Origin of the sequence: Corynebacterium sp. HMSC036D03 (genome assembly GCF_001836185.1) — a bacterium.
In the GTDB taxonomy this organism is placed as follows: Bacteria; Actinomycetota; Actinomycetes; order Mycobacteriales; family Mycobacteriaceae; genus Corynebacterium; species Corynebacterium simulans.
This window is the reverse complement of the sequence record NZ_KV827749.1, coordinates 318,216-345,003: the sequence shown is the minus strand read 5'-3', so window position 1 is coordinate 345,003 and position 26,788 is coordinate 318,216. Positions and strand designations below refer to the sequence as shown.

The following is a 26,788-nucleotide window of genomic DNA, read 5'->3' as shown; positions in this document are numbered from 1 at the left end:
GACGCAAAAGTCGCAAAACGGTAACGATGACATGTAGATTCTAGTCATATTATTTGCGGCTATGGTGCGCAGGGGGCATAAGTTTTAGGTTATTGGCTGTTTAAAGGCCTAATACCTACCCCTATCGCGCAAAAATCCCCGCACCTTTTGGTCTAAAGATGCGGGGAGTTAAGCGGTTAAAAAATTTAAGCCTTTTCGAGTTCGTCTCGCAGGGCGTTGAACGCGGCCGGAAGGCCTTCGGCGTTAGCGCCGGAGCCTTGCGCCATGTCTGGCTTACCGCCACCCTTGCCGTCGATGTAGCCGGCGAACAGCTTGACCAAGTCGCCAGCCTTGATGCCGCGCTCGATGGCGGCTTTGGTGACGCCGGCGATAAACGGCAGCTTGCCGCCCTCATTCTCGGAGGCGAGGACAACCACGCCCGGCTTGTCGCCGAGGCGGTTCTTCAGGTCGGTGGCTACGGTGCGCAGGTCGCCGCCGCTGACGTTGTTCGGCAGACGGGTTGCCACGAGGCTAAAGCCGTTGACCTCGACGGCGGAGTTGACCATCTCAGCGGTCTGGGACATCAGCTGGGCCTTGTGCAGGTCCTCGATCTGCTTCTCAGCAGCCTTGAGGCGCTCGGTCAGCTGCGCGATGCGCTCTGGAAGGTCCTCGGACTGAATCTTCAGCTCGCGGGAAACGCCCTCCACAAGTGCGGTTTCCTTTGAGTAGTAGCGGAACGCATCCAGGCCAGAGTAGGCCTCGATGCGGCGCGCACCGGAGCCCACGGAGGACTCGCCCAGCACGGAAACCGGGCCGATCTCCGCCGTGTTGGTGACGTGGGTGCCGCCGCACAGCTCGATCGAGAACGGGCCGCCCATCTCGACGACGCGGACCTCAGAGCCGTAGTTCTCACCGAACAGCGCCATGGCGCCCATCTGCTTCGCCTTCTCCAGCGAGGTCTCGATGGTGTTGACGGCAAAGTGGGCGTCGACAGCCTGATTGGTGATGAGAGCGATCTCCTCCAGCTGGGCCGGGGTCAGCTGCTCGGTGTAGTTGAAGTCGAAACGCAGGTAGCCCGGGCGGTTCAAGGAACCTGCCTGAACTGCGGTTGGGCCCAGCACCTTGCGCAGCGCCGCGTGGATGAGGTGGGTGGCCGAGTGCGCCTGGACTGCGCCGTGACGCCACTTCTTATCGACCTCAGCGGTCACGGAAGCACCCAGGTCGATGCCGCCGGCAGTGACGGTGGCCTTATGGACCCACAGCTTCTTGCCGATCTTTTGGACGTCGCCCACCTCAAGCAGGCTCTCGCCCGCGTACAGGCGGCCGCGGTCCGCGGTCTGTCCACCGGCCTCAGCGTACAGCGGCGACTGGTCGAGGATGACCTCCACCTGCTCGCCCTCGTGGACCTCGTTGACCTTCTCTCCATCGCGAACCAGACCGATGATCTTGGCGTCGGAAGTAAGCGTCTCGTAACCGGTGAAGACGGTCGGGTTGTTATCGACCCACTCACGATAGAGAGAAAGGTCGGCGTGGCCGTGCTTCTTGGCCTGGTTATCGGCCTTCGCGCGGCGGCGCTGCTCTCCCATCGCGTCGTTGAAGCCATCCATGTCGACCTCAAGGCCGGCCTCCTGGGCCATCTCTAGGGTGAGGTCAATTGGGAAGCCATAGGTATCGTGCAGCTCGAAAGCCTTCTCGCCGGAGAGCACTTTGGAGGTTGCAGCACGCGAGGTGGACTTGAGCTCTGCAACGGCTTCGTCGAAAAGCTTAGTGCCCGACTCCAAGGTCTTGAGGAAGGCCTTTTCCTCCGCGATGGCAACGCGCAGGATGCGCTCGCGGTGCTCCGCAATTTCCGGGTAGGACGGAGTCATGGTGTCCATGATGGTGTTCATGAAGCGCTCCATGCTCGGCGCGGTAGCCCCCAGCAGGCGTGCGGAACGGATGATGCGACGCAGCAGGCGGCGCAGGATGTAGCCGCGGCCTTCGTTGCCCGGGGTAACGCCGTCCAAGATGAGCATCATGCCGGTACGGGAGTGGTCCGCGATGACGCGGAATCGGATGTTGTCCTGATCGCTTGCGCCCTCGCCGTACTTGGAACCAGAAAGCTCCTCCGCGGCGTCGATAACCGGGCGCAAAAGGTCGGTTTCGTAGACGTTGTCTACGCCCTGCAGGATGCAGGCTACGCGCTCGATGCCCATGCCGGTATCGATGTTCTTCTTCGGCAGCGGGCCCAGGATTTCGAAGTTGCCCTTGCCGATGCCCTCACCGCGCTCGTTCTGCATGAAGACCAGGTTCCAGATCTCCATGTAACGGTTGTCGTCGGCCACTGGGCCGCCCTCGGCACCGTATTCCGGGCCGCGGTCGTAGTAAATCTCGGAGCACGGGCCGCACGGGCCAGGAATGCCCATGGACCAGTAGTTATCCTCCATGCCCAGGCGCTGGATGCGCTCCTTCGGCACGCCTACTTCGTTGTGCCAGATATCGGCAGCCTCATCGTCGTCCAAGTAAACGGTAACCCACAGACGCTCCGGATCGAGGCCAAAACCGCCGTCCTCCACGGAGCCGGTAAGAAGGCCCCAGGCGTTTTTGATTGCGCCTTCCTTGAAGTACTGGCCGAAGGAGAAGTTACCGGCCATCTGGAAGAAGGTGTTGTGGCGGGTGGTAATACCTACCTCTTCGATGTCCAGGGTGCGCACGCACTTCTGGATGGAGGTTGCCAGGCCGTTGGGAAACGGCGGGTTCTGCTGGCCGAGGAAGTACGGCTTGAACGGAACCATGCCGGCGTTGACGAAGAGCAGGTTCGGGTCGTCCAAAATGAGCGACGCGCTGGGAACCGCCTCGTGTCCGGTATTCACGAAGTGCTGGGTAAAGCGTTCCCGGATCTCATGAGTCTTCACGAGCTAAAAGTCCTTCACTGTTTAAGCGGTACGTAACAGCGCTCAACTTTACCCGTATCGCTTCCTAGCACGGGTATCGGGGGAGAAAACTTTAGCGCCGCTTGCCGCGGATGATGTTGCGCAGCCGCCCCAGGTAGTCATGGATGCGCTTCTCGGCACCATGTTCGGTGGGTTCGTAGTACAGCGCGCCTTCCAATTCATCCGGGAGGTACTGCTGCTTAACGACGCCGCGCGGGTCATCATGCGGGTAAACATACCCCACGGCATTGCCGAGCTTTTTCGCTCCTTCGTAGTGGCCGTCGCGCAGGTGGGCCGGGACGTGACCGATGCGCCCAGCTTGCACGTCGGCTTGCGCGGCGCTGATTGCTTGGATCACTGCGTTCGACTTCGGTGCGGTGGCCAGGTGGATGGTGGCTTGGGCCAGCGGAATTCGCGCTTCCGGCATGCCGATCAATTGCGCGGCTTCGGCTGCTGCCACGGCGGTTTGCAGCGCGGAAGGGTCGGCCATGCCGATGTCTTCGGAGGCATGCACGATAAGACGGCGTGCGATAAAGCGCGGGTCCTCGCCAGCCTCAATCATGCGCGCCAGGTAGTGCAGCGCGGCATCAACATCCGAGCCGCGGATCGACTTAATGAACGCAGAGACGACGTCGTAGTGCTGGTCGCCGTCGCGGTCATAGCGCACGACGGCGCGGTTGACGTTGTCACGGATGACTTGGGCGGTCAATTCTCCACCGTCGGCCACGGCCTCGGCCGCGGCTTCCAGGTAGGTCAGCGTGCGACGGGCGTCGCCGCCGGCGAGCAGCACGAGCTGGTCGAGCGCTTCGTTGTTTGCGCTAATGCGCCCGCCCAGGCCACGTTCGCTGGTGAGGGCGCGTTCGGCGAGTGCTTTCAGGGAGGCGTCGTCTAGCGGCTGCAACTGCAGCAACAACGAGCGCGAGAGCAACGGCGCCACCACGGAAAAGGAGGGGTTTTCCGTGGTCGCGGCGACGAGCAACACGGTGCGATTTTCTACTGCCGCGAGCAACGCGTCCTGCTGGGTCTTGGAAAAGCGATGCACCTCGTCGATAAACAGCACGGTGCGGCGGCCATGGATGAGTTCTTGGCGTGCTCGGGTGATGACCTCGCGCACCTGCTTGACTCCCGAATCCAAGGCGGATAGGCCCACGAAGTTTTGGCCAATCGATTTTGCGATCAGCGAGGCGATGGTGGTCTTGCCAGTACCGGGAGGGCCATACAAGATGACAGAAGCCTCGCCGGAGCCTTCGATGAGCCGGCGCAGGGGCTTCCCTTCTTCAAGTAGGTGGCCTTGACCCACAACCTCATCGAGGCTCTGCGGGCGCATCCGGGCCGCCAATGGCGAGCCGGAATGGGTGGCAAAGATTTCTTGGCCAGGCAGCGGTGCTGAGGCCTCTGCCCCGCCGGGTGCTGGACCAAACAGAAAATCCTGGCTCATGGCCTAGCCCTCACGCAGACGGCTGGCTACGGTCTGGCCAAACTGCGCAACCGGTTCGCATGCGGCGGAATCGCACTTGGCGGAATACCTCGCCAACGCCTCAAAGGTCTCGTACAAGTCGCGGCGGATGAGAGTTTCCTCTTCGCTAAATGGACCCTGGTCTGCAGGACGCAGCAAGGAATGGCGTGCGTCGTGCTCGATGCCTGCGGAGCCTTCCGAAAGAGCCACAACGCCCTCGATACCGCCGGCGTACATCGTGGTCACACTGGACAAAGCCCAGCCGATGAGCGAGGCGACGATGAGCTCGTGGAGCTCGATATCGTCCCCAAGACGCGGCCATACCTGCACCACGCGGCGCTGCCAGGCGGAGATGAAAATCTCGGCCTCTTCATCCGAAATCGGGCGCGCGAAAAGAAACTGCGGGAAGCCGGCGATGACACAGGCGACGTCGAAGCCGACACTGCGATAGCCCGCCCACTCATAATCCAAAAAGGCTAGGTTTTGGGAAACGATGACGTTATCGGGCGACAAATCAAAAGGCGTAAATGCGCGCTCGCGACCGATGGACAGCGAGCTTGCCGCCTGTTGCGCCAGCTCCACAAAGTCTGCGGGCGCCGGCAGGCCAGCATCGGCCAGGATGTCTGCTCCAATGAAGATCGAGCGCTGCAGGGATTCATCGCGCAGCGACTGATGCTCGGCGTATTCCGGGTGCTGGCGCAGCATGCGGTTCAGCAGCGTCTCGTAGTCCTGCTCGCGGTCTGCGGTACCCACATGCATCTGGCCCAAAGAACGCCCCAGAGAACGCAGGATCTCCTTGCGGTCCTCGTCCTGCGCTTGGGTGAGAACATCGGCCAAGGTGTCGCCCTCACCGACGTCGGAAAGCACCAAAATGCGACGATCCAAATCATGGGCAAAAAGCACCGGGCCCGGGCGCACGTCCTCGCCCAACGCGGTGGTGAACTGGTACGCCACGACCTCGCGGAGAAGCGCGGCGTCATCAATCGCATGCCCGGTAGAAGGGTTGTATTTGATGACCACGGAGCGGTGCGGCAAAAATGCCGTCGGAGTCATCCGCGCGCGCAAGACGGTGGCGTTGCCCGAACCGCCTAGGTCAGTTACCTGCGTAAACTCGGCAACCCCGCCGTAACGGCGCGAAAGCAACTCGGCGGCCATCTCCACGACCTCGTCTTGGGTATAGGCCGTGTCAGTAACGTCCGTATTCTCCGTGGTCACTTCATCTTCCTTTACTTGATCGCTGAGCTTAATGTCAGCCGCGCTCGCAGCAAAAGCGGGGCACCGCCTGATGCGGTGTGGTGAAACACTTTCCCGCAGATTCGGCCCTGCCCCGCTTTAAAAGCAAGCTTTAGCGCTTACTTCGCTGCAGCCTTTTCTTCTGACTTCTTTTCCGGCTTGAAGTCGACGCCGGTCTCCTTGCGCTGTGCGGCAGGGATCGGTGCCGGGGCGTCGGTTAGCGGATCGACGCCGCCGCCGGACTTCGGGAAAGCAATGACGTCGCGGATGGAGTCGAAGCCGCCGAGCAGGGACACGATGCGGTCCCAGCCGAATGCGATGCCGCCGTGTGGCGGTGCGCCGTACTGGAATGCGTCGAGCAGGAAGCCGAACTTCTCCTGTGCTTCTTCCTCGCCGATTCCCATGACGTCGAAGACACGCTTTTGCACATCCTGCTGGTGGATACGGATGGAACCGCCGCCGATCTCGTTGCCGTTGCAGACGATGTCATAAGCGTAAGCGGTAGCCTCGCCCGGGTTCTGGTCGAAGGTGTCGAGGTACTCCGGCTTCGGGGAGGTAAAGGCGTGGTGCACGGCCGTCCACTTGGAGTGGCCCAGGGCAACGTCACCGGATGCGGTGGCGTCGGCAGCCGGCTCGAACAGTGGTGCGTCGACGACCCAGGTAAAGGCCCAGTCGCCTTCCTTGATGAGGTCGAGCTTGCGGGCGATCTCGCCACGGGCTGCGCCGAGCAGAGCGCGGGAGGACTTAGTGTCGCCTGCGGCAAAAAAGATGGCGTCGCCAGGCTTTGCGCCCACGTGAGCGGCGATGCCCTCGCGCTCGGCGTCGGTGATGTTCTTGGCCACCGGGCCGCCCAGGGTGCCATCCTCAGCAATGGTGATGTAGGCAAGGCCCTTAGCGCCGCGCTGCTTTGCCCATTCCTGCCAAGCATCGAACTGGCGGCGCGGCTGGGATGCGCCACCTTCCATGACGACGGCACCGACGTACTCGTTCTGGAATACGCGGAAGGTGGTGTCCTTGAAGAACTCGGTGCACTCGACGATCTTGATGTCAAAGCGCAGGTCCGGCTTATCGGAGCCGTAGTACTTCATCGCATCAGCGTAGGTCATACGCGGGATCGGCGTGGTGATTTCGTAGCCGATGAGCTTCCACAGCTCGGAGACGATCTCCTCGGCTAGTGCGATGACGTCGTCCTGGTCCACGAAGGACATCTCGACGTCGAGCTGGGTGAACTCCGGCTGGCGGTCAGCGCGGAAATCCTCGTCGCGGTAGCAGCGCGCGATCTGGTAGTAGCGCTCCATGCCGGCAACCATGAGCAGCTGCTTGAACAGCTGCGGCGACTGTGGCAGGGCGTACCAGGAGCCTGGCTTCAGGCGTGCTGGGACCAGGAAGTCACGGGCGCCTTCTGGGGTGGAGCGGGTCAGGGTTGGGGTCTCGATCTCGGTGAAATCGTGTGCGTCGAGCACCTTGCGGGCTGCACGGTTTGCCGCAGAGCGCAGACGCAGCGCGTCGCCCTGGGTCTTACGGCGCAGATCCAGGTAGCGGTACTTCAGGCGCGCTTCCTCGCCGACCTCTCCAGAGGTGGATGGGTCATCGATCTGGAAAGGCAGTGCTGCGGACTTGTTGAGGACCTCGAGCTCGGTGACGTTGACCTCGATCTCGCCGGAAGGCAGGTTCGGGTTCTCGGAGCCTTCTGGACGCGGCTCGACGACGCCGGTTACCTTCACGCAGTACTCAGAGCGCAGGTCGTGTGCATGCTCTGCAACTCCGGATTCGCGGAAAACAACCTGGGCGATGCCGGATCGATCACGCAGGTCAATGAAGATAACTCCACCGTGGTCGCGACGGCGGGAAACCCAACCGGTGAGAGTAACAGTCTCGCCTGCGATGTCCTTGCGGAGCTCGCCAGCCAAATGAGTGCGCAGCACTAGCGTTCAGTCCCTTCTATTTCGATTTTTTACCCTCTCCCGCCACGCGTAGACAGCACGCGCCGGAGAATGGCAAAACTTGAACGCGCCCAAGTCTACAACCCCGCCTAGTATTTCGTTTCGATGAGGCAGCTACAGAAAGTATCTATATTTTCTGGCGGCACAATGCGCTGGACATATGGCATTATCAATGGCATGACATTTCGTTCGGATGCAGAATTCAACAACACCCGCGCCCGCTCTGGTGGCGGCGGGCGCCGCGGCGGCACCATTGCGGCAGGGGGCGGCCTGGGCACTCTCGTCCTCATCGGTTTGTTCCTGATCATGGGCGGAAACCCATCCGATCTTGATCAGTACTTCGGCACCGAGAATGACCAGGGCCAAATAGCGCAGGAAGAAAACGGCACAGACGCAAACGGCAACCCCACCGGAGAGCTTGCCCACTGCCAGACCGCTGAGGACGGCAACAAGTACGACGACTGCCGCATCATGTACGCCGCCCAGTCCATCGACCGCGTTTGGGCGGACCAACTTCCAAAGCAGGCCGGGCTGGAATACACCGAACCCGGAATGGTCATCTTTCACGGCGCCACCACGTCCGGCTGCGGCCAAGCATCGGCCGCCACCGGCCCGTTCTACTGCCCGAGTGATCAGACGGCCTATTTCGATACCGCCTTTTTCGATCAACTCACCCAATTCGGCGCCGAGAACGCCCCCCTGACGCAAATGTATATCGTGGCCCACGAGTTTGGTCACCACATTCAAAACCTCGAGGGAACGCTGGGTCTTTCCAATTACAACCAACCGGGCGAGGATTCCAACGCCGTCAAGATTGAGCTGCAGGCAGACTGCTACGCAGGCATCTGGGCAAACTATACCGATGACAATACGAACATGGGCCTGCAAGAGATTTCGAAGCAGCAGCTCGAGAACGCAGTGACCGCCGCTGCCGCTGTTGGCGATGACAACATCCAGCAGCGCTCCGGCGGCCAGGTCCGCCCCGATCAGTGGACACACGGTTCTTCCGAAATGCGCTCCAAAGCCTTCTTGGCCGGCTACCAATCAGGCGAGATGGCGCGGTGCGACTACCTCGAGCGCAATGCTTATAACGGCTAAACACTTATAGCGCCTAAAGTCTAGGTCCCGCCTAAAAATGACAGGGGTGCGTGGGAATTTCCCACGCACCCCTGTTGTTGACATGTCATATACACTAAAGTTCTAAGCCACACTCAAGGGAGCAGCATGCAATTCGGAATCTTTAGCATCGGCGATGTCACCGCGGACCCAACCAACGGCATCAGCCCCAGCGAGGCCGAGCGCATCCGCAATATGACCGAGATTGCGCTGAAGGCCGAGGAGGTTGGCCTCGACGTCTTTGCGACCGGCGAGCACCACAACCCACCCTTCGTGCCCTCCTCACCGACTACCCACCTGGCATATATCGCCGCACAGACAAAGAACCTGCAGCTATCCACCTCCACGACGCTTATCACCACCAATGACCCGGTAAAGATCGCCGAGGACTATGCCTTCCTGCAGCACCTTTCCGGCGGCCGCGTAGATCTCATGATGGGCCGCGGCAACACGGGCCCGGTTTATCCGTGGTTTGGCAAGGATATCCGCGAAGGCATCCCACTGGCGGTGGAGAACTATCACTTGCTGCGCCGGCTGTGGCGCGAGCCGGTGGTTAATTGGACGGGCAAGTACCGCACGCCTCTACAGGGGTATACGTCTACCCCGGCGCCCCTTGACGGCGTGCCGCCTTTTGTCTGGCACGGCTCCATCCGCTCGGTGCAGATTGCCGAGCAGGCCGCCTTCTACGGCGATGGGTTCTTTCACAACAACATCTTCTGGAACAAGGAGCACACCGCGAAGATGGTAGGCATCTACCGCCGCCGCTTCGAGTCCTACGGTCACGGCCGCGCGGATCAGGCCATCGTGGGCTTGGGCGGCCAGGTCTTCATCGGCGAGACCGAAGCCGAGGCGAAGAAGTTCTTCCGCCCCTACTTCGATAACGCACCGGTCTACGGCCACGGCCCTTCCCTGGAGGAGTTCACCGCGCAGACGCCGCTGACTGTAGGCACGGTGGAGCAGGTCATCGAGCGCACCATGCAGTTTGCCGATTGGGTGGGCGATTACCAGCGCCAGCTTTTCCTCATCGATCACGCGGGCCTGCCGCAGGAGGTAGTACTGAAACAGATTGAAATCTTGGGCACCCAGGTGGTTCCGGAGCTGCGCCGCCGCATGGAGGCCCGCCGCCCGGAGCATGTGCCTTCGAATCCGCCTACCCACGCAAGCCTGAAGGCCAACCCCGCCGCACCCCATTTCAAGGTCAACCCCGGAGAGGAGAACTAGATGCGTTCACTGGTCGTTGTTACCGCAGGGCTATCCACGCCGTCATCAACGCGCGCGCTTGCCGACGCCCTCTCCCAGGCCGTGTGCTCCCAGGTCGGCGCCCGAGGCGAAGGCGTGGAGACCACCATGATTGAACTCCGTGAGCTTGCCACCGAGCTCGCCGAGGCCATGACGAACTGGGGCTCCACCACTCCCCGCCTAGATGAGGCAAAGCGCGCACTATCGACGGCGAGCGCACTGATTGCGGTGACCCCGATTTTCCAGGGCAGCTACTCGGGCCTTTTCAAGCTCTTCTTCGACACACTCGATCCGCACGCCTTGGAGCACCTGCCCACAGCGATTGCAGCCACGGGCGGGTCTTCGCGGCATGCGTTGGTGCTCGACTATGCATTGCGTCCGCTGTTTAACTACCTGCATGCCACAGTGATCCCCACCGGCGTCTTCCAAGCCACCGAAGACTTCGGCACCGCAGAAGGTACACGCAACGCCCAGCGCATCGAGCGCGCGGCCAAGGAGCTTGCCGATCTCATCGTGGCTCCCACCGACCGCGTCGCAGGACTAGCCGCCCCGAACTTGGCAGAGCCTTCCCCACGTCCCACCGGATTGGACGTGGAAGAAGAGTTCACGCCGTTTAGCGCGCTGCTGAAAGGCCACGACGGCACCGCCTAGCCACAGCGTCATCTAGCAGCACCGCGCACCGGGGTTGGCATCCTGCTCGGCGTAGCGGGCACGCCAATATTCGCGCTCGGTTGGAATCACGGCGTCGGGATGATGCGCTTTAAGGTGAGCGCAGTACTTCGCGTAGGCGTGATCGCCCATGAGCTCGCCGACGTACCAGGTGATTTTCTTGAGCGCGCTAATCACTAATGCCCTCCAGTTTCTTCGAAGCTCATGTTGTACTGCGCGGCTACTTCCTTCTCCCGCTTGGTCGGCATCATTCCACGAGGCAGGAACAGCGTGGACGGGATGTCCTCGGTCTCCGAATCCACTGGCTCGATACCGGCTACGCGCTGCTTGACCGCCTTGATACACGACATCACTGCCGCACCAATAACGGCTAGGACAAGCACGGCGAAGAGGATAGATAGACAGCCTTGGATGAAGGTATTACGCACCACTGCGTCAATTTCTTCGACGGACTTTGCAGACCCGAACTCGCTAAGCCCCTGAGCCGCGGCGTCTTTGAAACGCGCGTGGTTAGCCCAATAGCCGATGGTCGGATCGGAGCTGAAGATCTTCTGCCAGGACGCGGTCATGGTCACGATGAGGTCCCAGGCCAGCGGGATAAGCGGAATCCAGACCCACTTATAAAGACCCTTCTTGACCACCACGACCACGACGAGTGCGAGCGCCATCGCAGCTAACAGCTGGTTCGCGATGCCGAAGAGCGGGAAGAGCACGTTGATGCCGCCTAGCGGATCGGTAACGCCCATGATGAGAATGGCGCCCCACAGCGCACAGACGATGAAAGTGGAAAGGTAGGTCCCGAGCTTCCAGCTTTGGTCGCGGAACTTGCCCAGGCCCGGGATGCCTCCCAAGGAGTCGGACATCATAAAGCGTGCCACGCGGGTGCCAGCGTCCACCGTGGTGAGGATAAACAGCGCCTCGAACATGATGGCAAAGTGGTACCAGAAAGCCTGCATGGCTGGATTGCCCAGCATCTGCGTCATGATTTCGGACATGCCATAAGCCAGCGTTGGCGCGCCGCCGGTACGGGAAACGATGGACTCCTCGCCCACTGCCTGGGCTGCGGCGGTTAGCTGCTCGGCGGTGATGCCAGCGCCGGGCAGGTTGAGGGTGCCTACGAAGTCGGCCGCACCTTCCGCAGTACCTTGCGTCTTCGGCGCTGGGGAGTTCATGGCGAAGTACATGTGGCGGTCAATGATGACCGCGGAGATAAGCGCCATGACCGCGACGAAGGACTCCATGATCATGCCGCCGTAACCGATGGCACGCATGTGGGATTCCTTCTCAATGAGCTTTGGCGTGGTACCCGAGGAGATCAGCGCGTGGAAGCCAGAAAGTGCGCCGCACGCAATGGTGATAAACAGGAACGGAAAGAGGTTGCCGGAGAAGACTGGGCCATTTCCGTCCGTGGCGAAGCTGGTCACTGCCGGCATGTGCACGGACGGGCGCTCAATCACGATGGCGATGGCAAGCAGCGCGATGACGCCAATCTTCATGAAGGTAGACAGGTAGTCACGCGGGGCAAGCAGCAGCCAGACCGGCAGGATAGCTGCCACGATGCCATAGCCAATGATGGCAAAGGCTAAGGTCTCCTTGGACCAGGTAAACATGCTGGCACCGAGCTCAGTATCGGAGACCCAACCGCCGCCGATGATGGCGGCAAGCAGCAGGATGACGCCAATGACGGAGACCTCAGAGACCTTGCCAGGGCGGATGTAGCGCAGGTAGAGGCCCATGAACAAAGCGATGGGGATGGTCATCGTGATGGAGAAGACGCCCCACGGCGAATCCGCCAAAGCGTTGACCACGATGAGCGCCAGCACTGCGATGATGATGATCATGATGGCGACGGTGGCGATGATGCCCGCGATGCCTCCAATTTTACCCATCTCATCGTTGATCATTTGGCCCAGCGAGCGGCCCTTGCGCCGCGTGGAAACCCACAACACCAGGTAATCCTGTACCGCGCCCGCAAAGACGACGCCGAGGACGATCCATAGTGTGCCCGGGAGATAGCCCATCTGCGCCGCCATGACCGGGCCGACAAGCGGGCCCGCGCCGGCAATAGCGGCGAAGTGGTGGCCAAAGAGCACGCGGCGATCGGTAGGCAGGAAGTCCTTACCGTCGTTGGCGTACTCGGCAGGAGTCGCACGATTATTGCGCGGCTTTACCACCTGGTACTCAATAAGGCGTGCGTACAGGGTATATCCGATAATGTAGGAGCCAACGGCGGCTAGGACCAACCAGACGGAGTTGATGGTCTCACCGCGGTGGAGAGCGAGCACTCCCCAACCGGCAGCCGCAGCGATAGCGGCAATCAAAATGACGATCTTCTCAACGTTGCCGATGACCTTTTCCGGCTTTACGTCGATGGGCTGTGCCTGGCCGTCGACTTCAACAAATTCGATGTCGGACCGCGGTTCGGGTCCGGTCTTGATACTCACGATAATCTCCCGAGGAATCAGACAGAGCAGATGAAAGAACTTTTATCCAGCCACAGTTGTTAGGCACGCTGAATTGCTTAACTATTGTGAACCGAGATACTAATCAGTATTCATTGTGTGCAAAGATCACACAATAAAATTCAATAATTTCTATCGGCTTATCCCCCAAAATCGCTTGACCTTGGTCACACCCACCCCGAGGGGTTAACAACGCTGCCTCCACGTAGTGAACTACTGCCAAAGCGGTAACATGGAGAAACTGTATGCGCGGCCTTCCGGAAAAAGTCCTCGTCACAGAGAATTTCGGCCGCAGCAAGATCGCAATTAACACGGGTTTAGCCACAGCCTGCCCCCTAGAAATACTCCCCCCACCTACCCCCAATTTAATTTCCAAACTCACAAAGCAAACTCACAAAGGAGGCACCGCCCAGCATGGCAATCAGCGTCACCGACATTTTCTCCATCGGCATTGGCCCATCTTCCTCGCACACCGTCGGCCCAATGCGCGCGGCCCTTGCGTTCCTGAAAACGCTGCCGGAGCATCCAGCCAAGGTGCACACCGAGCTGCGGGGCTCGCTTTCGCTGACTGGCCGCGGCCACGGCACCGACCGCGCGGTGATTCTGGGCTTGGCCGGCTGGGATCCGCTGACCGTCCCGGTTGACGCTGAACCGCGTTCCGATCAGCCCATTCCGAGCAAAGGCATGACCGACGGCCCGCTGGGCGCGATGGAATATTCCATCGAGTTCAACAACGAGCCGGTCCCCGAGCACCCGAATTGCCTCATCTTCGATGCCTGGGATGCAGAGGGCAACCTACTGGCCGAGCACGCCGAGTACTTCTCCGTCGGCGGCGGATTCATTCTCTCCCGCGCGGAACTCGACGCCGAGGTCGCAGCCTCCGCCGAGGTACCTGCCGGCATGGCAGCGGCCGAATCCACCGACGATGTTCCTTACCCATTCACCACGGGCGAGCAATTGCTGGCGCTGTGCGAAAAGCACGATTTGAAGATCTGGGAGATTGTCGCCGCCAACCAGGAAGCGCTCCATAAAGAAGACGGCGGCCTCGAATACGTCTACGCGCACCTGGATTTGGTGTGGGACATCATGCGCGAGTGCGTCACCGACGGCATCTCTACCTCCGGCATCTTGCCGGGCGGCCTGCAGGTCCCACGCCGCGCGCCGGGCATGTACAAGCAGCTAATGGAGGGCCACGACGATAAGACCTGCGGTTTTTCCGCTATGGAGTGGGTCAACCTGTTTGCGCTCGCCGTCAACGAGCAAAATGCCGCCGGTGGCCGCGTCATCACGGCCCCAACGAACGGCGCCTGCGGCATCATCCCAGCGGTGTTGCACTATGCCCGCGACTTCAAGCCGAACTTCACCCGCGATTCCGCCCGCCGCTACTTGCTTACCGCGGGTGCCATCGGCATGATCATCAAGCACAACGCCTCGATTTCGGGCGCCGAGGTGGGCTGTCAAGGCGAGGTAGGCTCGGCGTCGTCAATGGCGGCGGCCGGCATGGCTGAACTGCTAGGCGCAACGCCGGCGCAGATCGAAAATGCAGCCGAGATTGCGCTGGAACACAACCTCGGCCTTACCTGCGACCCAGTCGGCGGCCTCGTGCAGATTCCGTGCATCGAGCGCAACGCCATCGGCGCGGTCAAGTCCATCAACGCCGCGCGCCTGGCGCGCATGGGCCAAGGCACGCACCACGTTTCTCTCGACGCCGCCGTGCAGACGATGGCCGATACCGGCCGCGACATGCTGGCGAAGTACAAGGAGACCTCCATTGGTGGACTCGCAAAGACCCTGGGCTTCGCCGTCACGCAGGTGGAGTGCTAGTGCAAAAAAGGCTTGCGTGGCAAAAGGTAGTCTTATCGCTAACACACAGACTCTAACCTAGAAAGCGATACCTACCTCCATGCGAGCCGATGCGTTACGCCGCCGAATAGCCATCATCGAGGCGGCATGCGCCATGTTTAAACGCCATGGCAACTCGGTCTCCCTTGAAAAGATTGCCCAGGAAGCAGGCGTGGGCGTCGCCACGCTCTACCGCAACTTCCCGGACCGTGAAGGGTTGATTCACGCGTGCGCGGAACACATGAGCGATGATTTTCTGGTCTTCCAAAGTCGCTTGATTAAAGGCTTCGAATCCGATCCTTCGGACGCGGAAAACTTCGTCCTGGACTATGCTCTCAAGCTCACGGAAATGGGTTTGACCAGCCTCATCCCTTCCTTCGCGCCGGAGGACTTAGATACCCTGCCGGAGGATTTGCAATTGAAGCGCGACCCGTTGCAGGAAAACGGCGAAAGGTTCATCGAGCTCGGAAAGCAGCACGACGTAATTGGCCCAGGCGTGGGGCACCTCGACTTCGTGGTGGGAATCTTAACGCTGGTGCGCCCCAGGAAGGTGCACGTGGAGAACTACGTGCCCGATATCCAAAACGTATGCTGCGCATCTACTTGGCAGGCATCAAAAGCGGCATGGCGAACGCATAGTAGCAAAACAAAAGGCGCCTTCACTCCCCAACCGATATGTGGGAAGGAAGGCGCCTTTGGCATCTCAGCGAGATGCCCTTTAACGTCGTTGGCTTAATTCAGCTGGCTGCGCAGGTGCTCAACGAGCGCGTCAATGGCGACGTCGCTTTGCTCATGCGCGGCAAGGTCCTTGACGGCGACAACGCCGTTTTCGAGCTCCTGCTCGCCCAGGACAAGCGCGAAGCGAGCGCCGGCACGGTCCGCGCCCTTCATCGCCCCCTTGAGGCCGCGGTCGCCGAAGGACATGTCAGCGGAGATGCCGGCGTTGCGCAGGTCGTTGACGATGCCTGCCATACGGCGCTTAGCATCGGCGCCCAGTGCCACGCCAAAGACCTCAACGCGCTGGTCGACGCCGTCGAGCTGGATGCCCTCAGCCTCCAGAGCCAAGATGGTGCGGTCGACGCCGAGGCCGTAGCCGATGCCGGAAAGCTCCTGGCCTCCCAGCTGAGACATCAGGCCGTCGTAGCGGCCGCCTCCACCGATGCCGGACTGCGCGCCGAGCAACGGGTGCACGAACTCGAAACAGGTCTTGGTGTAGTAATCCAAGCCGCGGACCATGCGCGGATTGATGGTGTACTCGATGCCCATGTCATCGAGCAGGCCGGTGACCGTCTCGAAATGCTCACGGCACTCGTCGTTTAGGTGATCGAGCATCAGCGGGGCGTCGGCAAGCTGCTCCTGGACCTCAGAACGCTTGTCATCGAGGACACGCAGCGGGTTGATCTCCGCACGCTTGCGGGTTTCCTCATCTAAGTCGAGCTTGAACAAGAACTCCTGCAGCTTCTCGCGGTAAGCCGGGCGACAGTTCTGGTCACCCAAGCTGGTCAGCTCGAGACGGAATTGGCTCAGCCCGAGGGAACGGAAGGAGCGATCTGCCAGGGCGATGACCTCGGCGTCGAGCGCGGGATCGTCAACGCCGATGGCCTCGACGCCGACCTGCTGAAGCTGGCGGTAGCGGCCAGCCTGCGGGCGCTCGTAGCGGAAGAAAGGTCCGAAGTAGTTGAGCTTGACCGGCAGTTGGCCGCGGTCAAGGTTGTGCTCAATGACCGAACGCATAACGCCTGCGGTACCTTCTGGGCGCAGGGTTACCGAGCGGTCGCCGCGGTCTGCGAAGGTGTACATCTCCTTGGAGACCACATCGGTGGATTCACCAACACCACGCGCGAAAAGCGTGGTGTCTTCGAAGATCGGAAGCTCGATGTGCTGGAAGCCGGAGAGATGAGCCTGATGGACCAGGTTCTCACGCACCTTGTAGAAGGTCGCCGATTGCGGCGGAATGTAGTCCGGGACTCCCTTGGGAGCGGACAGGGCCTTAAACTGCTTCTTATCACTCACGCGTATCAGAGTACATCCCGTAGCGTGGCCAAGAATGGATTAGTTGCCCTTTCGGCGTCCATCGTGGTGGTTGCGCCGTGTCCGGGCAGGACAGCGAGCTTGTCATCGAGCCTCCAGACAGGCCCGGCAAGCGAGAGCTGCATCGCGCTTGGGTCAGAGTGCTCCAAGTCGGTGCGCCCGATGGAGCCTTTAAAGAGGACGTCGCCGGAAAGCACGAATTCCTCGGCAATAATAAGGACGGAGCCCGGCGAATGCCCCGGGGCATGCTCGATCCGGAACTCATAGCAGATGAGTTCCAAGGGCTTGCCGCCGTGGAGCTCGCGAAGATCGTCGATGGCGAGCATATTCGCGGCGTCGAAAAGCAGCTGCGATTCCGGTGAGACCCCGGAACCGTCAACAAGCATGAACGCGTCCTTGGGGTGGATGTACACCGGAAGGTTGAGCTGCTTGGCAAGGTCACCTGCCTCGCGGGTGTGGTCGAGGTGGCCATGGGTCAAGACGATAGCTTCGAAGTTAAGGCCATGCTCTTTACCCAAGTCGAGAACACGTTGCATCGCGTGCATGCCTGGGTCAACCACGAAAGCGCGGGAGCCATTGGCCACCACATAGGTATTGGTCTTGTAGGGCCCAGCTGCGAAACCTAAAACGCTCAAAGTCATAAAACGCAGTCTAGCGCCCGCCCCAATGCAGTGGGGCCAGGCGCTAGATGAGATTTAGTGAGCTTTTACTCGCCGAATTACTTGCCCAATGCCTCGATCGCGGCGTCGTAGTTCGGCTCGGTGGTGACTTCATCAACGAGCTCGGTGTAGATGACCTTGTGCTCTTCATCGGTGACAACAACGGAGCGAGCCAGCAGGCCCTTCAGCGGAGAGCCCTGCAGAGTAATGCCCAGCTTCTCGCCGAAGTCAGAGCGGAAATCGGAAGCGCTAACGACGTTCTCGATGCCCTCTGCTGCACAGAAGCGCTCCTGCGCGAATGGCAGGTCACGGGACACGGACAACACGACGGTGTTGTCTAGGCCGGCAGCCTTCTCGTTGAAGGAACGCAGCTGCGCTGCACACACGCCGGTGTCTACGGACGGGAACAAGGAGATAACCAGGCGCTTGCCCTCGAAGTCCTGGTTGGTTACCTCGGAAAGATCGGTGCCGACGAGCGTGAACTCTGGCAGCTTCTGCCCTACCTCAGGTAGGTTTCCGGCGATTTCGGTTTCGTTTCCATTGAATTTAACGTGAGCCATGGCGCCCCACCCTACTGAAGGATCTCCCGTCGTGCCACGACGGGCAAATACGATCCGTTGGACCAGACGGGCTAGACTCTGTCAGGTATAGCTCGAGCCCACTGGCTTAGAAGCTAGCGTTTAACTCGAAATCCATCGCCAAAGGACCATTAAATGCCCAACAACAAACAGCGTGGCGAAGAAGCGCTAAACCAGCTCGACCGTGAGCTCAAGGCCCGTGACCGCAAGGAAAAGACCCGCCCTCTGGGCGTCGTCGCGGCCTCGCTCGTAGTTATCCTCGCCTTGGTCGGCGGCATCTACTTCTTCGCCACCCGCGATAATTCCGATGAGAAGGTCGTGGCCGAAGAATCCAGCGCCGCAGAGACCACTGCTCAGGACACCCCGGATGCCAAGCCACTGTCCGGCAAGCGTGCTGAGGCACTGCCTGCGAGCGTGCAGTGCACCTACGAAAAGGACGGCCAGGATGCCAACGGTGCGAAGGTTCCGGACGGCAAGGATGTCTCCACCAAGGGAACGGTGAAGGTTAACTTCGCTACCAACAAGGGCGACATCGAAATGGAGCTCGACCGCGCTAAGGCTCCGTGTGCCGTCAACGCAATTTCGGACCTGGCGGATCAGGGCTACTATGACGACACCATCTGCCACCGCATGACCTCCGGCGTCTTGAGCGTCCTGCAGTGCGGTGACCCAACCGGCACCGGCTCCGGCGGCCCTGGTTTTAGATTCGCCAACGAGTACCCAACCGACGAGACTGATGAAGCTGACACCAAGAACCCGGTGACCTACCCGAAAGGCTCCATCGCCCTGGCCAACTCCGGCGTGGACACCAATGGCTCCCAGTTCTTCGTCAACTACGCCGACTCCATGCTCACGCCTGAGTACACCTACTTCGGCGACCTGACCGACAAGGGCCAGGAGACCATGGACAAGATCGCCAAGATCGGCGTCGAAGGCGGTGCCTCCGACGGCAAGCCGGCCGAGGAAATCAAGATCAAGAAGGCGTCTGTCGAAGCCTAAGCGCCGACAAATAGATGTCCTTTCGTCTCCCCCTGGGCACCCCTGATGGGTATGCCCAGGGGGCTTCGTCTTACATGCACCTTTTTCAGAGGTAGCTGAGATTTTCTTATGCGTGCGCAGGCCTTTTCACAAAATAGGCTCTATCATCTAGTGCATTTTTCCTATTTCTCCTGCACACAACATACCTACAGATACTTCACAGGATGAACTTTTTCGCTTTTTCGGTTGCATATCTTCAGGGCCGGAACTAACATTCGTGGGGTCTTTGAAATTCCCAAACTCTTAAGGATTGAACACATGAAGTTCTTCTCCCGCAAGGCACTGGTTGCAGCTGCTGCAGCCGCTACCATCTCCTTCGGCGGCGCTGGCGCTGCTATGGCTGCAACCCCAGCCGCAACTACTTCCACTACCACAACGGCTGCTCCTACTACTACTCAAACCCCTACGGAGACCAAGACCCCTGAAAAGGAAGGTTCCTCTTCCTCTTCCTCCGACGATTTCACGGCAAAGGACGTCAAGGAGTGGATCGGCGTTGCCACCGCAGTCATCACCGCCCTCGGCGCACTGTTCGGCTTCGTCAACAAGTACTTCAAGATCTTCTAAACTCGATCCGAAGATCTAGAACAACCGCTCACCATTTGGTGGGCGGTTTTCTTATGCCTGACCTGCTGTGGTTTCAGTGATGCACCGGACGGTTTCAGCTAAGCACCGATGCCAGAGAACGCATCACGCGCAAAACTAAACCCTCGATGCAAACAACGGCATCGAGGGAATTCCTATTTGAGTGCTCCTCAATAAAGCTCTGCTAGCGCACAATTCGTCGAATACCGAACACGCCCAAGACTTTCTCCCACCAGGGAAGGTTACGTGGCTCATTCAAACGCTGCATGTATGCCTTCATGAAGAAATGTGCCTCTTCCAGCGCTTCAAACTCTTCGTCAGAAATCGCCTGAGAATTCTGAGCAGACCTATCTGCAATCGTCATGGCACGTCCCTCCTCTTTCGGTGCCCTTAACCTTACATCGCTGATACAGCGTAATCCACCCTTTTTCCTGGGTAAAGATTGAGGCGTTTACGCTTCCTCACTAGATTCCGTCGTCGAGTGCTCACGCTCTACACCATTCTCATAATTCTCCTTGATGTATTCCGATATTGCTTGGACAAACGTCTCGTCTTCATCGGAGCGATCAGACATTGTCACGAGCGTTGGCAACAACTGCCATCCTGCTCGACGTTTTCTTTCGTCGCTATCAAGAGTTAGATTCATTGCCCACTCGATTCTGTTGTAGTAGGCATCGCGCCTATCTGAACTTTGTTTTTGCTTGAACGAACGCCAGGCGATTACGAGACCTACAACAGCAACAATTGCGTTCGGAATCGCCCCACGGTAATTCACGAGCTTTAAAATGACATCTTTCCACTCGTCACCCGTAAGCCACCAAGTCAGAAGGAATGCTGCAGCAACTCCGATGATAACAATGACGAGCAATATGCAAAGTGCGCCAGGCAAGGAAACAGACCACCCTATAAGCCTGTCTCGAGTCTTCAGCGATCGATCCTGACTCTTCGGTGTCATTGGCTCCGCCATCTGCGTGTTAGGGGGTTCTTCCTCATTAGTGTCGCTCATCAGAAGAAAGAATATTCGAAAAAGATTAAGTTGTCAGAAGTCCGGAGCTTTTATCAGAGCTTTCCAGGTAGCTTGGCATTACGAACAGCCCAATGCACAGCTACTTCTCCCCTGGTTTGTCGTCCATGCCCTCGATGAGCTCAGCGCCGAGGATGTCGCGGAAGAGGTCGGGGTCGACGAATTGGCCGATTTTGATGACGGAGATTTGGCCGGTGGGCTCCAGGATCATCATCTGGACATCGCCGCGGCGGCCGAGTCCGGCTTTGCGGGTTGCGGAATTTACGTCGCTGACGGTGATGTGAGCGAAATGCATGTTTTCACGCACCAGCTCGCCGTTGTAGACCAACAGCACGGGACGGCGGTCAAGGTAGCGGGACCAGCCGATGTAGCGGCGGATGGTGCCGAAGGCGGCTTCCAGGACCATGAGCGTTAGAAGACCAATGACGCCGGCGGCAAGGGTCGGTGGATTGCCCACGATGACACGGCCGGCCACGGCACCGAACATAATGATGATGACGGCATCGGAAGCAGTCATCGACGTCAGCACGCGGGTGCCAAAGAGCTTGACCAGAATCATAAAGGCCAAGTAGATACCGATGGTGGCAAGAAGGACCACGGGAATGCGGTGTGGCTCAATGCCTAATTGATAAGCCGACTCACGCCCGATTAAATCCACAATATCCACGTCAAACTACTCTACTATCACGCATTTCCTTTACGGAGCTTGGATAGACAAAGGCACCGTGGAGAAGATTCCACGGTGCCTTGCTTTAGACTGCAGTGCTTAGATGTTGAACTGCTTGCGCAGGTTCTCAATGAAAGCACGCACCGGCGCCGGCAGCATGTGCATGTTCATGCCCACCACGCCGATGATTCCCACGATGGCAGCGATGACGCCCGCAGCAATGCCCAGGCCCTTGGAAGAACCGGAGTTCAGGGAGGAAAGGGAGCTCAGCGAGGAGCTGTCGGCAGTATCGCCCTTGCCAGGCTCGTCGCTGCAGGTGGCGTCGTCAAGCGGCAGCGTTGCCTTAGTACCAGCGTCGGTGGTGATTTCGAGCGGGGTATCGCAGGTGAAGTCCGCCGGCACGTTAAGCTTCAGCGTCGCGCGGCCGCGCTCACCGAATTGGTCGTCGCCGTCCTGCTTCGCGTTGTCGATATCCGCAGTGGCGGTCTCCTCCCCCAGCTTGACCGTGGCGGTCTTTGCCATCGGCTCGCCCTCAGAGGTGTAGTTGAGGGAGGACAGCTCCACGGTGATCTCATTGCCCGGCTTAACCTCGCCGGTGATGTGTGCGCCAATCTGGCCCTGACCCTCACGAGCGGCTGGCTTGCCAGCCTTGATGTAATCAATCATGGCCTGAGTGTCCATGTAGCCCAAGTCCACAACATCCTTGATGGCGCCCTCAGCGAAGTAGCCGTCGCCGCCGCCGATGAGGAAGGTGGACAGCGCGATGGTGTAGTCCTTGCTCGGGTCGACCTGCTCACCGTCGATGGTCACGGACTTAATGCGGCTACCGTGCTCACCGGTCTGGTCATAAACCACTTGCACGTTATCGGAAAGGCCCATGGCCAGGCGCGGACGAGATGCGCCTTCCTGCCACTGGTTCTCCAGAGCCTTGATGAGGTCAGCGCCGGAAACCTTGCCGTAAGCCACGGCGTTGCCGAATGGCTGCACCGTGAAGACATCCTTGTAGGTGACCTCGCCTGCAGGCAGGTCCGCGCGCACACCACCGGCGTTCATGACGCCCAGGTCGATCTCCTTGCCCACGGCCTTCGCCACAGATTTGCGCTGTGCCTGCGCGATGAAGTTGTTCAGGGTGGATTCCACGCCGCGGTTGGAGCCCGAACCCTTGCCCTCATCGGAGCCACGGAAGAGCGCCTCTGGCATGGTGCCCACGACGTCAGCACCGAGCTCCTCCGCCTTGGCCGCAGCTTCATCGACGATCGCGGCGATTTCGGCATCCTCGCTAAGCGAAGCCGCGTCCGTCGCGTCGTACTGCTTCATTTTGATGTCGGTGACCTTCTTCGCCTTGGTGTCGAAGGTGATATCCAGGTCGTTGAGCAGCTTGCCGTACTCGTGGCCCTGCGCCCACTGCAGCGGCAGGGCGCCCTCGCGGGCGACCTCGCCCTGGGTCTTCACGTGGGTATCGCCGCCGAAGAGCGCATCAACGTCGGTGCTGAATCCGTCGGCGAACTGCTGGGCGTCCTCGTGGAAGAGCGCGATGACGACGTCAGCCTCGCCGGATTCCTTCAGGCGCTTTGCCTCTTTATTGGTGGCCTCAACTGGGTCGGTGAAGGTCACGCCTGGAATCATTGCCGGGGCAACCTTGAACTCGGTGTTCTGGGTAACGGTGCCAACAAAACCCACCTTGACGCCGCCGATTTCCTGGACGATGGAAGCATCGAGAATCGGCTTGCCATTCTGCAGGACGTTTGCGCCCAGGATCGGGAAATCGGAGTGCGGCTGGATACGGTCCCGCAAGTCATCGACGCCCTTATCAAACTCGTGGTTGCCCACTGCGGTAGCATCGAGGCCCATCGCGTTGAGAACGTCCATGGTGTACTCATCCTCAGAGATGGCGGAGATATATGCAGAACCGCCCACGTTATCGCCGGAGGAAGTCAGCGCATATTCTTGGCCTTCGTTGACCTTCTTAATCAGCGACTGCAGCAGAGCCGCGCCCATCTCATCGCCGGGCTTTACGGTCTTGTCCTTGGGCAGGCCATTTTCCAAATGACCGTGGATGTCAGTGATGTTGCTGACGGAGATAGTCACGGTGTTGTCCTGCGCGAAGGCAGGGGCTCCGCTGAGAGCGACGGCAGTAACGGTAGAGGCAGCGAGCAGCTGGCCAAAGCGACGAAATTTCACGAGTTCTCCTGTTTCATGAGAGAGGTACGAACGTCTTGTTTATAGTCGCTTTGAGGCACCTTTGCAGTCCACATGAATGCCATTACCTGGCGTTTTACCGGGCATGCCCGGAAAGTTCACCTGCCCGCAAACCGCCAGCTATATGGCATTAAGAAACTCTCACCCTAGGTTGGGTGAGGGTGACGGCGTCCCGCCGTCACGGTCTGGGCTTTACCTTCTAGCCCGTTACGCGGTAGACGTCGAAGACGCCCTCGGTGTTGCGCAGCGTGGTCATAAGCTGGCCCAGCTGCTTGGTATCCGAAATGGAGAAGGTAAAGCGCATCGTGGCGATGTGGTCATCACCGCGATTGGAGCTCATGGACAACACGTTGAGCTTCTGCTCACTGAACACGCCGGTCAGCTCAGCCAGCAGGCCTTGGCGGTCGATGGCCTCGAGCTGGACGCTCGCAGCAAACTCGCCGGCGGCGCCCTTGCCGGAGGACCACTCCACCTTCATCATGCGCTCTGGTTCCTGCTTGAGCTTTTCGGCATTGGTGCAGTCTGCACGGTGAACCGAAACGCCGCCGCCACGGGTGACGAATCCAAAGATGGCGTCGCCAGGCACGGGCTGGCAGCAGCGCGCCAGCTTAGCCATGACGTCGGGGCTACCCTCCACCAGGATGCCGGTTCCCTTCTCGGAATCGGTGGTGCGTTGAGTGCGGGAGTTCTCCAACTCCGTGAGCGAAGTACGTGACGCCAGTGCCTCAGCGGCATCGTCTTGGTCGCCGAAGAGCGACATCAACTGGTTAGCCACGTGCTGGGCCGAGACGTGGCCCGCGCCGATTGCCGTATAGAGCGAATCGACGTCTTCAAAGTGCAACTGCTCTGCCACTTGGCGCATCGAGGATGCGGTGAACAGGCGGTGCATCGGCAAGCCTCCGCGCTGGATTTCCGCGGCCAAAGCGTCGCGACCGGCCTCTAGGTGCTCCTCGCGGCGCTCCTTGGCAAACCACTGGCGCACCTTCGCCTTCGCACGCGGCGATACCAGGAACTCCTGCCAGTCGCGCGAAGGACCGGCATTCTGATCCTTCGAGGTAAAGATCTCTACCTTGTCGCCGGACTTTAGCTGGGATTCCAACGCCACCAGCTTGCCGTTGACCTTCGCACCGATGCAGCGGTGCCCCACCTCAGTGTGGACGGCATAGGCAAAGTCCACCGGCGTGGACCCGGCTGGCAGAGTCACCACATCGCCCTTGGGCGTGAAAGCAAAGATCTGCTTGGTGGTCAGGTCATAGCGCAGCGAGTCTAGGAACTCGTTCGGGTCCGCGGCTTCCTTCTGCCAATCCAGCAGCTGGCGCATCCACGCCATCTGGTCGACTTCGGCATCGCCGGCGCCGTTCTTGCCCTTTTTCTCCTTGTAACGCCAGTGTGCGGCCACACCGAACTCGGCGTTGTAGTGCATCTCGTGCGTGCGCACCTGAACTTCCAGGGTGGAGCCGCCTTCTGCAATCACCGTGGTGTGCAGCGACTGGTAAACGCCGAAGCGCGGGGAGGAAATATAATCCTTAAACCGGCCCGGCAGCGCTTGGTAGAGCGCGTGGACCACGCCGATGGCGGCGTAGCAGGAGTTGACGTCATCGACCAAGATGCGGATGCCCAGGAGGTCGAAGATCTCCGCAAAGTCGCGGCCACGGACCATCATCTTCTGATAAATGGACCAGTAGTGCTTCGGGCGGCCCATGACCTCGGCCTGAATTCCGTTTTCACGCAGCGCCGCACCGACCTGCTTCTGGATCTCCTTAAGGGCGCGATCGCGCGAAGGCGCGCGATCTGCCACCATGCGCACAATCTCGTCGTACTTCTTCGGGTACAAGATGGCAAAGGAAAGGTCTTCCAGCTCCCACTTCACGTTCGCCATGCCGAGGCGGTGCGCCAGCGGCGCGATGACGTCAAGGGTCTGGCGCGCCTTCTTTGCCTGCTTCTCTGGCGGCAAAAAGCGCATGGTGCGCATATTGTGCAGGCGGTCGGCGACCTTGATAACCAACACGCGCGGGTCCGTAGCCATGGCCACGATCATCTTGCGGATGGTCTCCGCCTCCGCGGCGGCGCCCAGGGCGACCTTGTCCAGCTTCGTCACGCCGTCGACAAGCCGGGCAACCTCAGGGCCGAAGTCGCGCGTGAGGTCATCCAACGAGTAGTCGGTATCTTCCACCGTGTCATGCAGCAGCGCCGCAACGATGGTGGTGGTGTCCATGCCGATCTCCGCGGCAATCGTCGCGACCGCCAGCGGGTGCGTAATGTACGGCTCCCCCGACTTGCGGAATACCCCCTCATGGAGGCGCTCAGCAGTGTCATAAGCATTGTTGAGCGCTTCTGCATCGGCCTTGGGGTGAAACTGCCGGTGAATGGACATAAGCGGGTCCAAAACCGGGTTGATCTTTACCCTGCCGCCGGTCAAAGACCGCGCTAAACGGGCAGACATGCTGCGCATGCCGCCATTGGGGCGCTTTGTCGACTTCTCAGTGGTCACGGCGTCGCCCTCCTCGTAGGTCATGGGGGTGATGTGTTTGGCCTAGTACGGCCTTAGCCACATCATTCTAGTCGGTCGCGCCCGCCTGATTGAGCACTACCAGCGGAACATCTGCCAATCGCTCGCGGCCGGCTAGGCCATTGACCTCTAGCACCACGACGTTTCCGGCAACTTCCGCACCCGCGGACTCCAAAAGCAACTTCGCGCCGTAGAGGGTGCCACCGGTTGCCAGCACGTCGTCGACAAGCACGACACGCTTGCCCTTGATGTCCACGCCATCGGCCGGAATCTCCAGCGCCGCGGAGCCGTACTCTAGGGTGTATTCCTGGGTCAGTACTGGTGGCGGGAGCTTGCCCTTCTTGCGGATGGCCAGAATTCCCAGGCCCAGCTTATAGGCCACGGCTGACCCCAGCAGGAATCCGCGGGCATCCAGGCCGCCGATCATGTCGGCGCCGAGGTCCTTACAAGCCTGCGCAAGGCCATCGACGACGGCTTGGAAAGCATCGGCGTCGGCTAGCACGGGCGTGAGATCCTCAAAGAGGATGCCCTCCTCCGGGAAGTCCTTCACTAGGCGGACTTTTTCCGCCAGTGCACGTGCAGCATCTGAATAAACTTCACTCACGGTCTAAAAATCCTCATCAAAAATCAGTGTCAAGTGGAAAGGTCTG

22 protein-coding genes are annotated in these 26,788 nt (G+C 59.9%); 7 read left to right on the top strand and 15 right to left on the bottom strand.

Annotation, left to right across the window (positions count from 1 at the left end; all coding sequences use genetic code 11):
• Positions 1 to 185: 185 nt before the first annotated feature.
• From alaS to aspS, 4 genes are all read right to left on the bottom strand, one after another.
• Positions 186 to 2,873, bottom strand: a complete 2,688-nt coding sequence (alaS, locus tag HMPREF2692_RS11265) for an alanine--tRNA ligase (protein ID WP_061922756.1) — start codon at positions 2,871 to 2,873, stop codon at positions 186 to 188.
• Positions 2,874 to 2,964: 91 nt separating this feature from the next.
• Positions 2,965 to 4,329 carry a replication-associated recombination protein A gene (locus HMPREF2692_RS11260; RefSeq protein ID WP_062038854.1) on the bottom strand — a complete coding sequence of 455 codons (1,365 nt, stop codon included), beginning with the start codon at positions 4,327 to 4,329 and terminating at the stop codon, positions 2,965 to 2,967.
• Between the two features lie 3 nt (positions 4,330 to 4,332).
• Entirely contained in the window at positions 4,333 to 5,502 is a 1,170-nt protein-coding gene (locus HMPREF2692_RS11255; protein WP_070823687.1) for a phosphotransferase, read from the bottom strand.
• A gap of 197 nt (positions 5,503 to 5,699) precedes the next feature.
• A complete protein-coding gene (gene aspS, locus HMPREF2692_RS11250) occupies positions 5,700 to 7,505 on the bottom strand; it encodes an aspartate--tRNA ligase (protein ID WP_070456610.1) in 1,806 nt (601 codons plus the stop codon).
• A 195-nt stretch (positions 7,506 to 7,700) separates the two neighbouring features.
• Here aspS and HMPREF2692_RS11245 point away from each other — a divergent pair, with 195 nt between their 5' ends.
• The 3 genes from HMPREF2692_RS11245 (at position 7,701) to HMPREF2692_RS11235 (ending at position 10,529) form a co-directional block, all read left to right on the top strand.
• Complete coding sequence (locus tag HMPREF2692_RS11245) at positions 7,701 to 8,621, top strand: KPN_02809 family neutral zinc metallopeptidase (RefSeq protein WP_070823685.1); 921 nt, start codon at positions 7,701 to 7,703, stop codon at positions 8,619 to 8,621.
• Between the two features lie 126 nt (positions 8,622 to 8,747).
• Positions 8,748 to 9,860, top strand: coding sequence for an LLM class flavin-dependent oxidoreductase (locus tag HMPREF2692_RS11240; RefSeq protein ID WP_070823629.1), 1,113 nt, complete (start codon positions 8,748 to 8,750; stop codon positions 9,858 to 9,860).
• A complete protein-coding gene (locus HMPREF2692_RS11235) occupies positions 9,861 to 10,529 on the top strand; it encodes an FMN reductase (RefSeq protein ID WP_062038844.1) in 669 nt (222 codons plus the stop codon). It abuts the gene before it with no gap.
• 12 nt (positions 10,530 to 10,541) lie between these two features.
• Here the strand turns inward: HMPREF2692_RS11235 and HMPREF2692_RS11230 are convergent, their stop codons facing one another.
• Positions 10,542 to 10,724: a YbdD/YjiX family protein gene (locus HMPREF2692_RS11230; protein WP_371326209.1), complete on the bottom strand. Its 183-nt coding sequence runs from the start codon at positions 10,722 to 10,724 to the stop codon at positions 10,542 to 10,544.
• Complete coding sequence (locus tag HMPREF2692_RS11225; protein WP_070823628.1) at positions 10,724 to 12,991, bottom strand: carbon starvation CstA family protein; 2,268 nt, start codon at positions 12,989 to 12,991, stop codon at positions 10,724 to 10,726. The genes HMPREF2692_RS11230 and HMPREF2692_RS11225 overlap by 1 nt, the downstream gene beginning before the upstream one ends.
• Positions 12,992 to 13,423: 432 nt before the next feature.
• Here HMPREF2692_RS11225 and HMPREF2692_RS11220 point away from each other — a divergent pair, with 432 nt between their 5' ends.
• Both HMPREF2692_RS11220 and HMPREF2692_RS11215 read left to right on the top strand, forming a co-directional pair.
• Positions 13,424 to 14,833 (top strand): L-serine ammonia-lyase, encoded by a 1,410-nt coding sequence (locus tag HMPREF2692_RS11220; protein ID WP_061922766.1) that lies wholly within the window; start codon positions 13,424 to 13,426, stop codon positions 14,831 to 14,833.
• A gap of 79 nt (positions 14,834 to 14,912) precedes the next feature.
• Positions 14,913 to 15,587, top strand: coding sequence for a TetR/AcrR family transcriptional regulator (locus HMPREF2692_RS11215; RefSeq protein WP_246823450.1), 675 nt, complete (start codon positions 14,913 to 14,915; stop codon positions 15,585 to 15,587).
• On the opposite strand, the gene hisS is transcribed toward HMPREF2692_RS11215, so the two are convergent.
• The 3 genes from hisS to tpx all read right to left on the bottom strand — a co-directional run bounded on the left by hisS (position 15,584) and on the right by tpx (position 18,101).
• On the bottom strand, positions 15,584 to 16,864 hold the full coding sequence (gene hisS, locus HMPREF2692_RS11210; RefSeq protein ID WP_062038838.1) for a histidine--tRNA ligase: 1,281 nt from the start codon (positions 16,862 to 16,864) through the stop codon (positions 15,584 to 15,586). The two genes, HMPREF2692_RS11215 and hisS, sit on opposite strands and share 4 nt — an antisense overlap.
• Positions 16,865 to 16,869: 5 nt before the next feature.
• Positions 16,870 to 17,523: an MBL fold metallo-hydrolase gene (locus tag HMPREF2692_RS11205; RefSeq protein ID WP_070823626.1), complete on the bottom strand. Its 654-nt coding sequence runs from the start codon at positions 17,521 to 17,523 to the stop codon at positions 16,870 to 16,872.
• Positions 17,524 to 17,600: 77 nt separating this feature from the next.
• Positions 17,601 to 18,101: a thiol peroxidase gene (tpx, locus tag HMPREF2692_RS11200; RefSeq protein WP_061922775.1), complete on the bottom strand. Its 501-nt coding sequence runs from the start codon at positions 18,099 to 18,101 to the stop codon at positions 17,601 to 17,603.
• A 153-nt stretch (positions 18,102 to 18,254) separates the two neighbouring features.
• Between tpx and HMPREF2692_RS11195 the strand changes: the two genes are divergently transcribed.
• Positions 18,255 to 19,118 carry a peptidylprolyl isomerase gene (locus HMPREF2692_RS11195; RefSeq protein ID WP_070456568.1) on the top strand — a complete coding sequence of 288 codons (864 nt, stop codon included), beginning with the start codon at positions 18,255 to 18,257 and terminating at the stop codon, positions 19,116 to 19,118.
• Positions 19,119 to 19,415: 297 nt separating this feature from the next.
• A complete protein-coding gene (locus HMPREF2692_RS11190; protein ID WP_061922779.1) occupies positions 19,416 to 19,721 on the top strand; it encodes a hypothetical protein in 306 nt (101 codons plus the stop codon).
• Between the two features lie 202 nt (positions 19,722 to 19,923).
• Here the strand turns inward: HMPREF2692_RS11190 and HMPREF2692_RS11185 are convergent, their stop codons facing one another.
• The 6 genes from HMPREF2692_RS11185 to HMPREF2692_RS11160 all read right to left on the bottom strand — a co-directional run bounded on the left by HMPREF2692_RS11185 (position 19,924) and on the right by HMPREF2692_RS11160 (position 26,742).
• Positions 19,924 to 20,103 carry a hypothetical protein gene (locus HMPREF2692_RS11185; RefSeq protein WP_061922781.1) on the bottom strand — a complete coding sequence of 60 codons (180 nt, stop codon included), beginning with the start codon at positions 20,101 to 20,103 and terminating at the stop codon, positions 19,924 to 19,926.
• Between the two features lie 87 nt (positions 20,104 to 20,190).
• Positions 20,191 to 20,745, bottom strand: coding sequence for a hypothetical protein (locus HMPREF2692_RS11180; protein WP_141741049.1), 555 nt, complete (start codon positions 20,743 to 20,745; stop codon positions 20,191 to 20,193).
• Positions 20,746 to 20,845: 100 nt separating this feature from the next.
• Positions 20,846 to 21,430: a DUF421 domain-containing protein gene (locus tag HMPREF2692_RS11175; protein WP_070823624.1), complete on the bottom strand. Its 585-nt coding sequence runs from the start codon at positions 21,428 to 21,430 to the stop codon at positions 20,846 to 20,848.
• Positions 21,431 to 21,529: 99 nt separating this feature from the next.
• Complete coding sequence (locus tag HMPREF2692_RS11170) at positions 21,530 to 23,611, bottom strand: bifunctional metallophosphatase/5'-nucleotidase (RefSeq protein ID WP_070823622.1); 2,082 nt, start codon at positions 23,609 to 23,611, stop codon at positions 21,530 to 21,532.
• Positions 23,612 to 23,828: 217 nt separating this feature from the next.
• Positions 23,829 to 26,144, bottom strand: coding sequence for a RelA/SpoT family protein (locus tag HMPREF2692_RS11165; RefSeq protein ID WP_371326283.1), 2,316 nt, complete (start codon positions 26,142 to 26,144; stop codon positions 23,829 to 23,831).
• A gap of 43 nt (positions 26,145 to 26,187) precedes the next feature.
• Positions 26,188 to 26,742 (bottom strand): adenine phosphoribosyltransferase, encoded by a 555-nt coding sequence (locus tag HMPREF2692_RS11160; RefSeq protein WP_061922793.1) that lies wholly within the window; start codon positions 26,740 to 26,742, stop codon positions 26,188 to 26,190.
• Positions 26,743 to 26,788 lie beyond the last annotated feature (46 nt).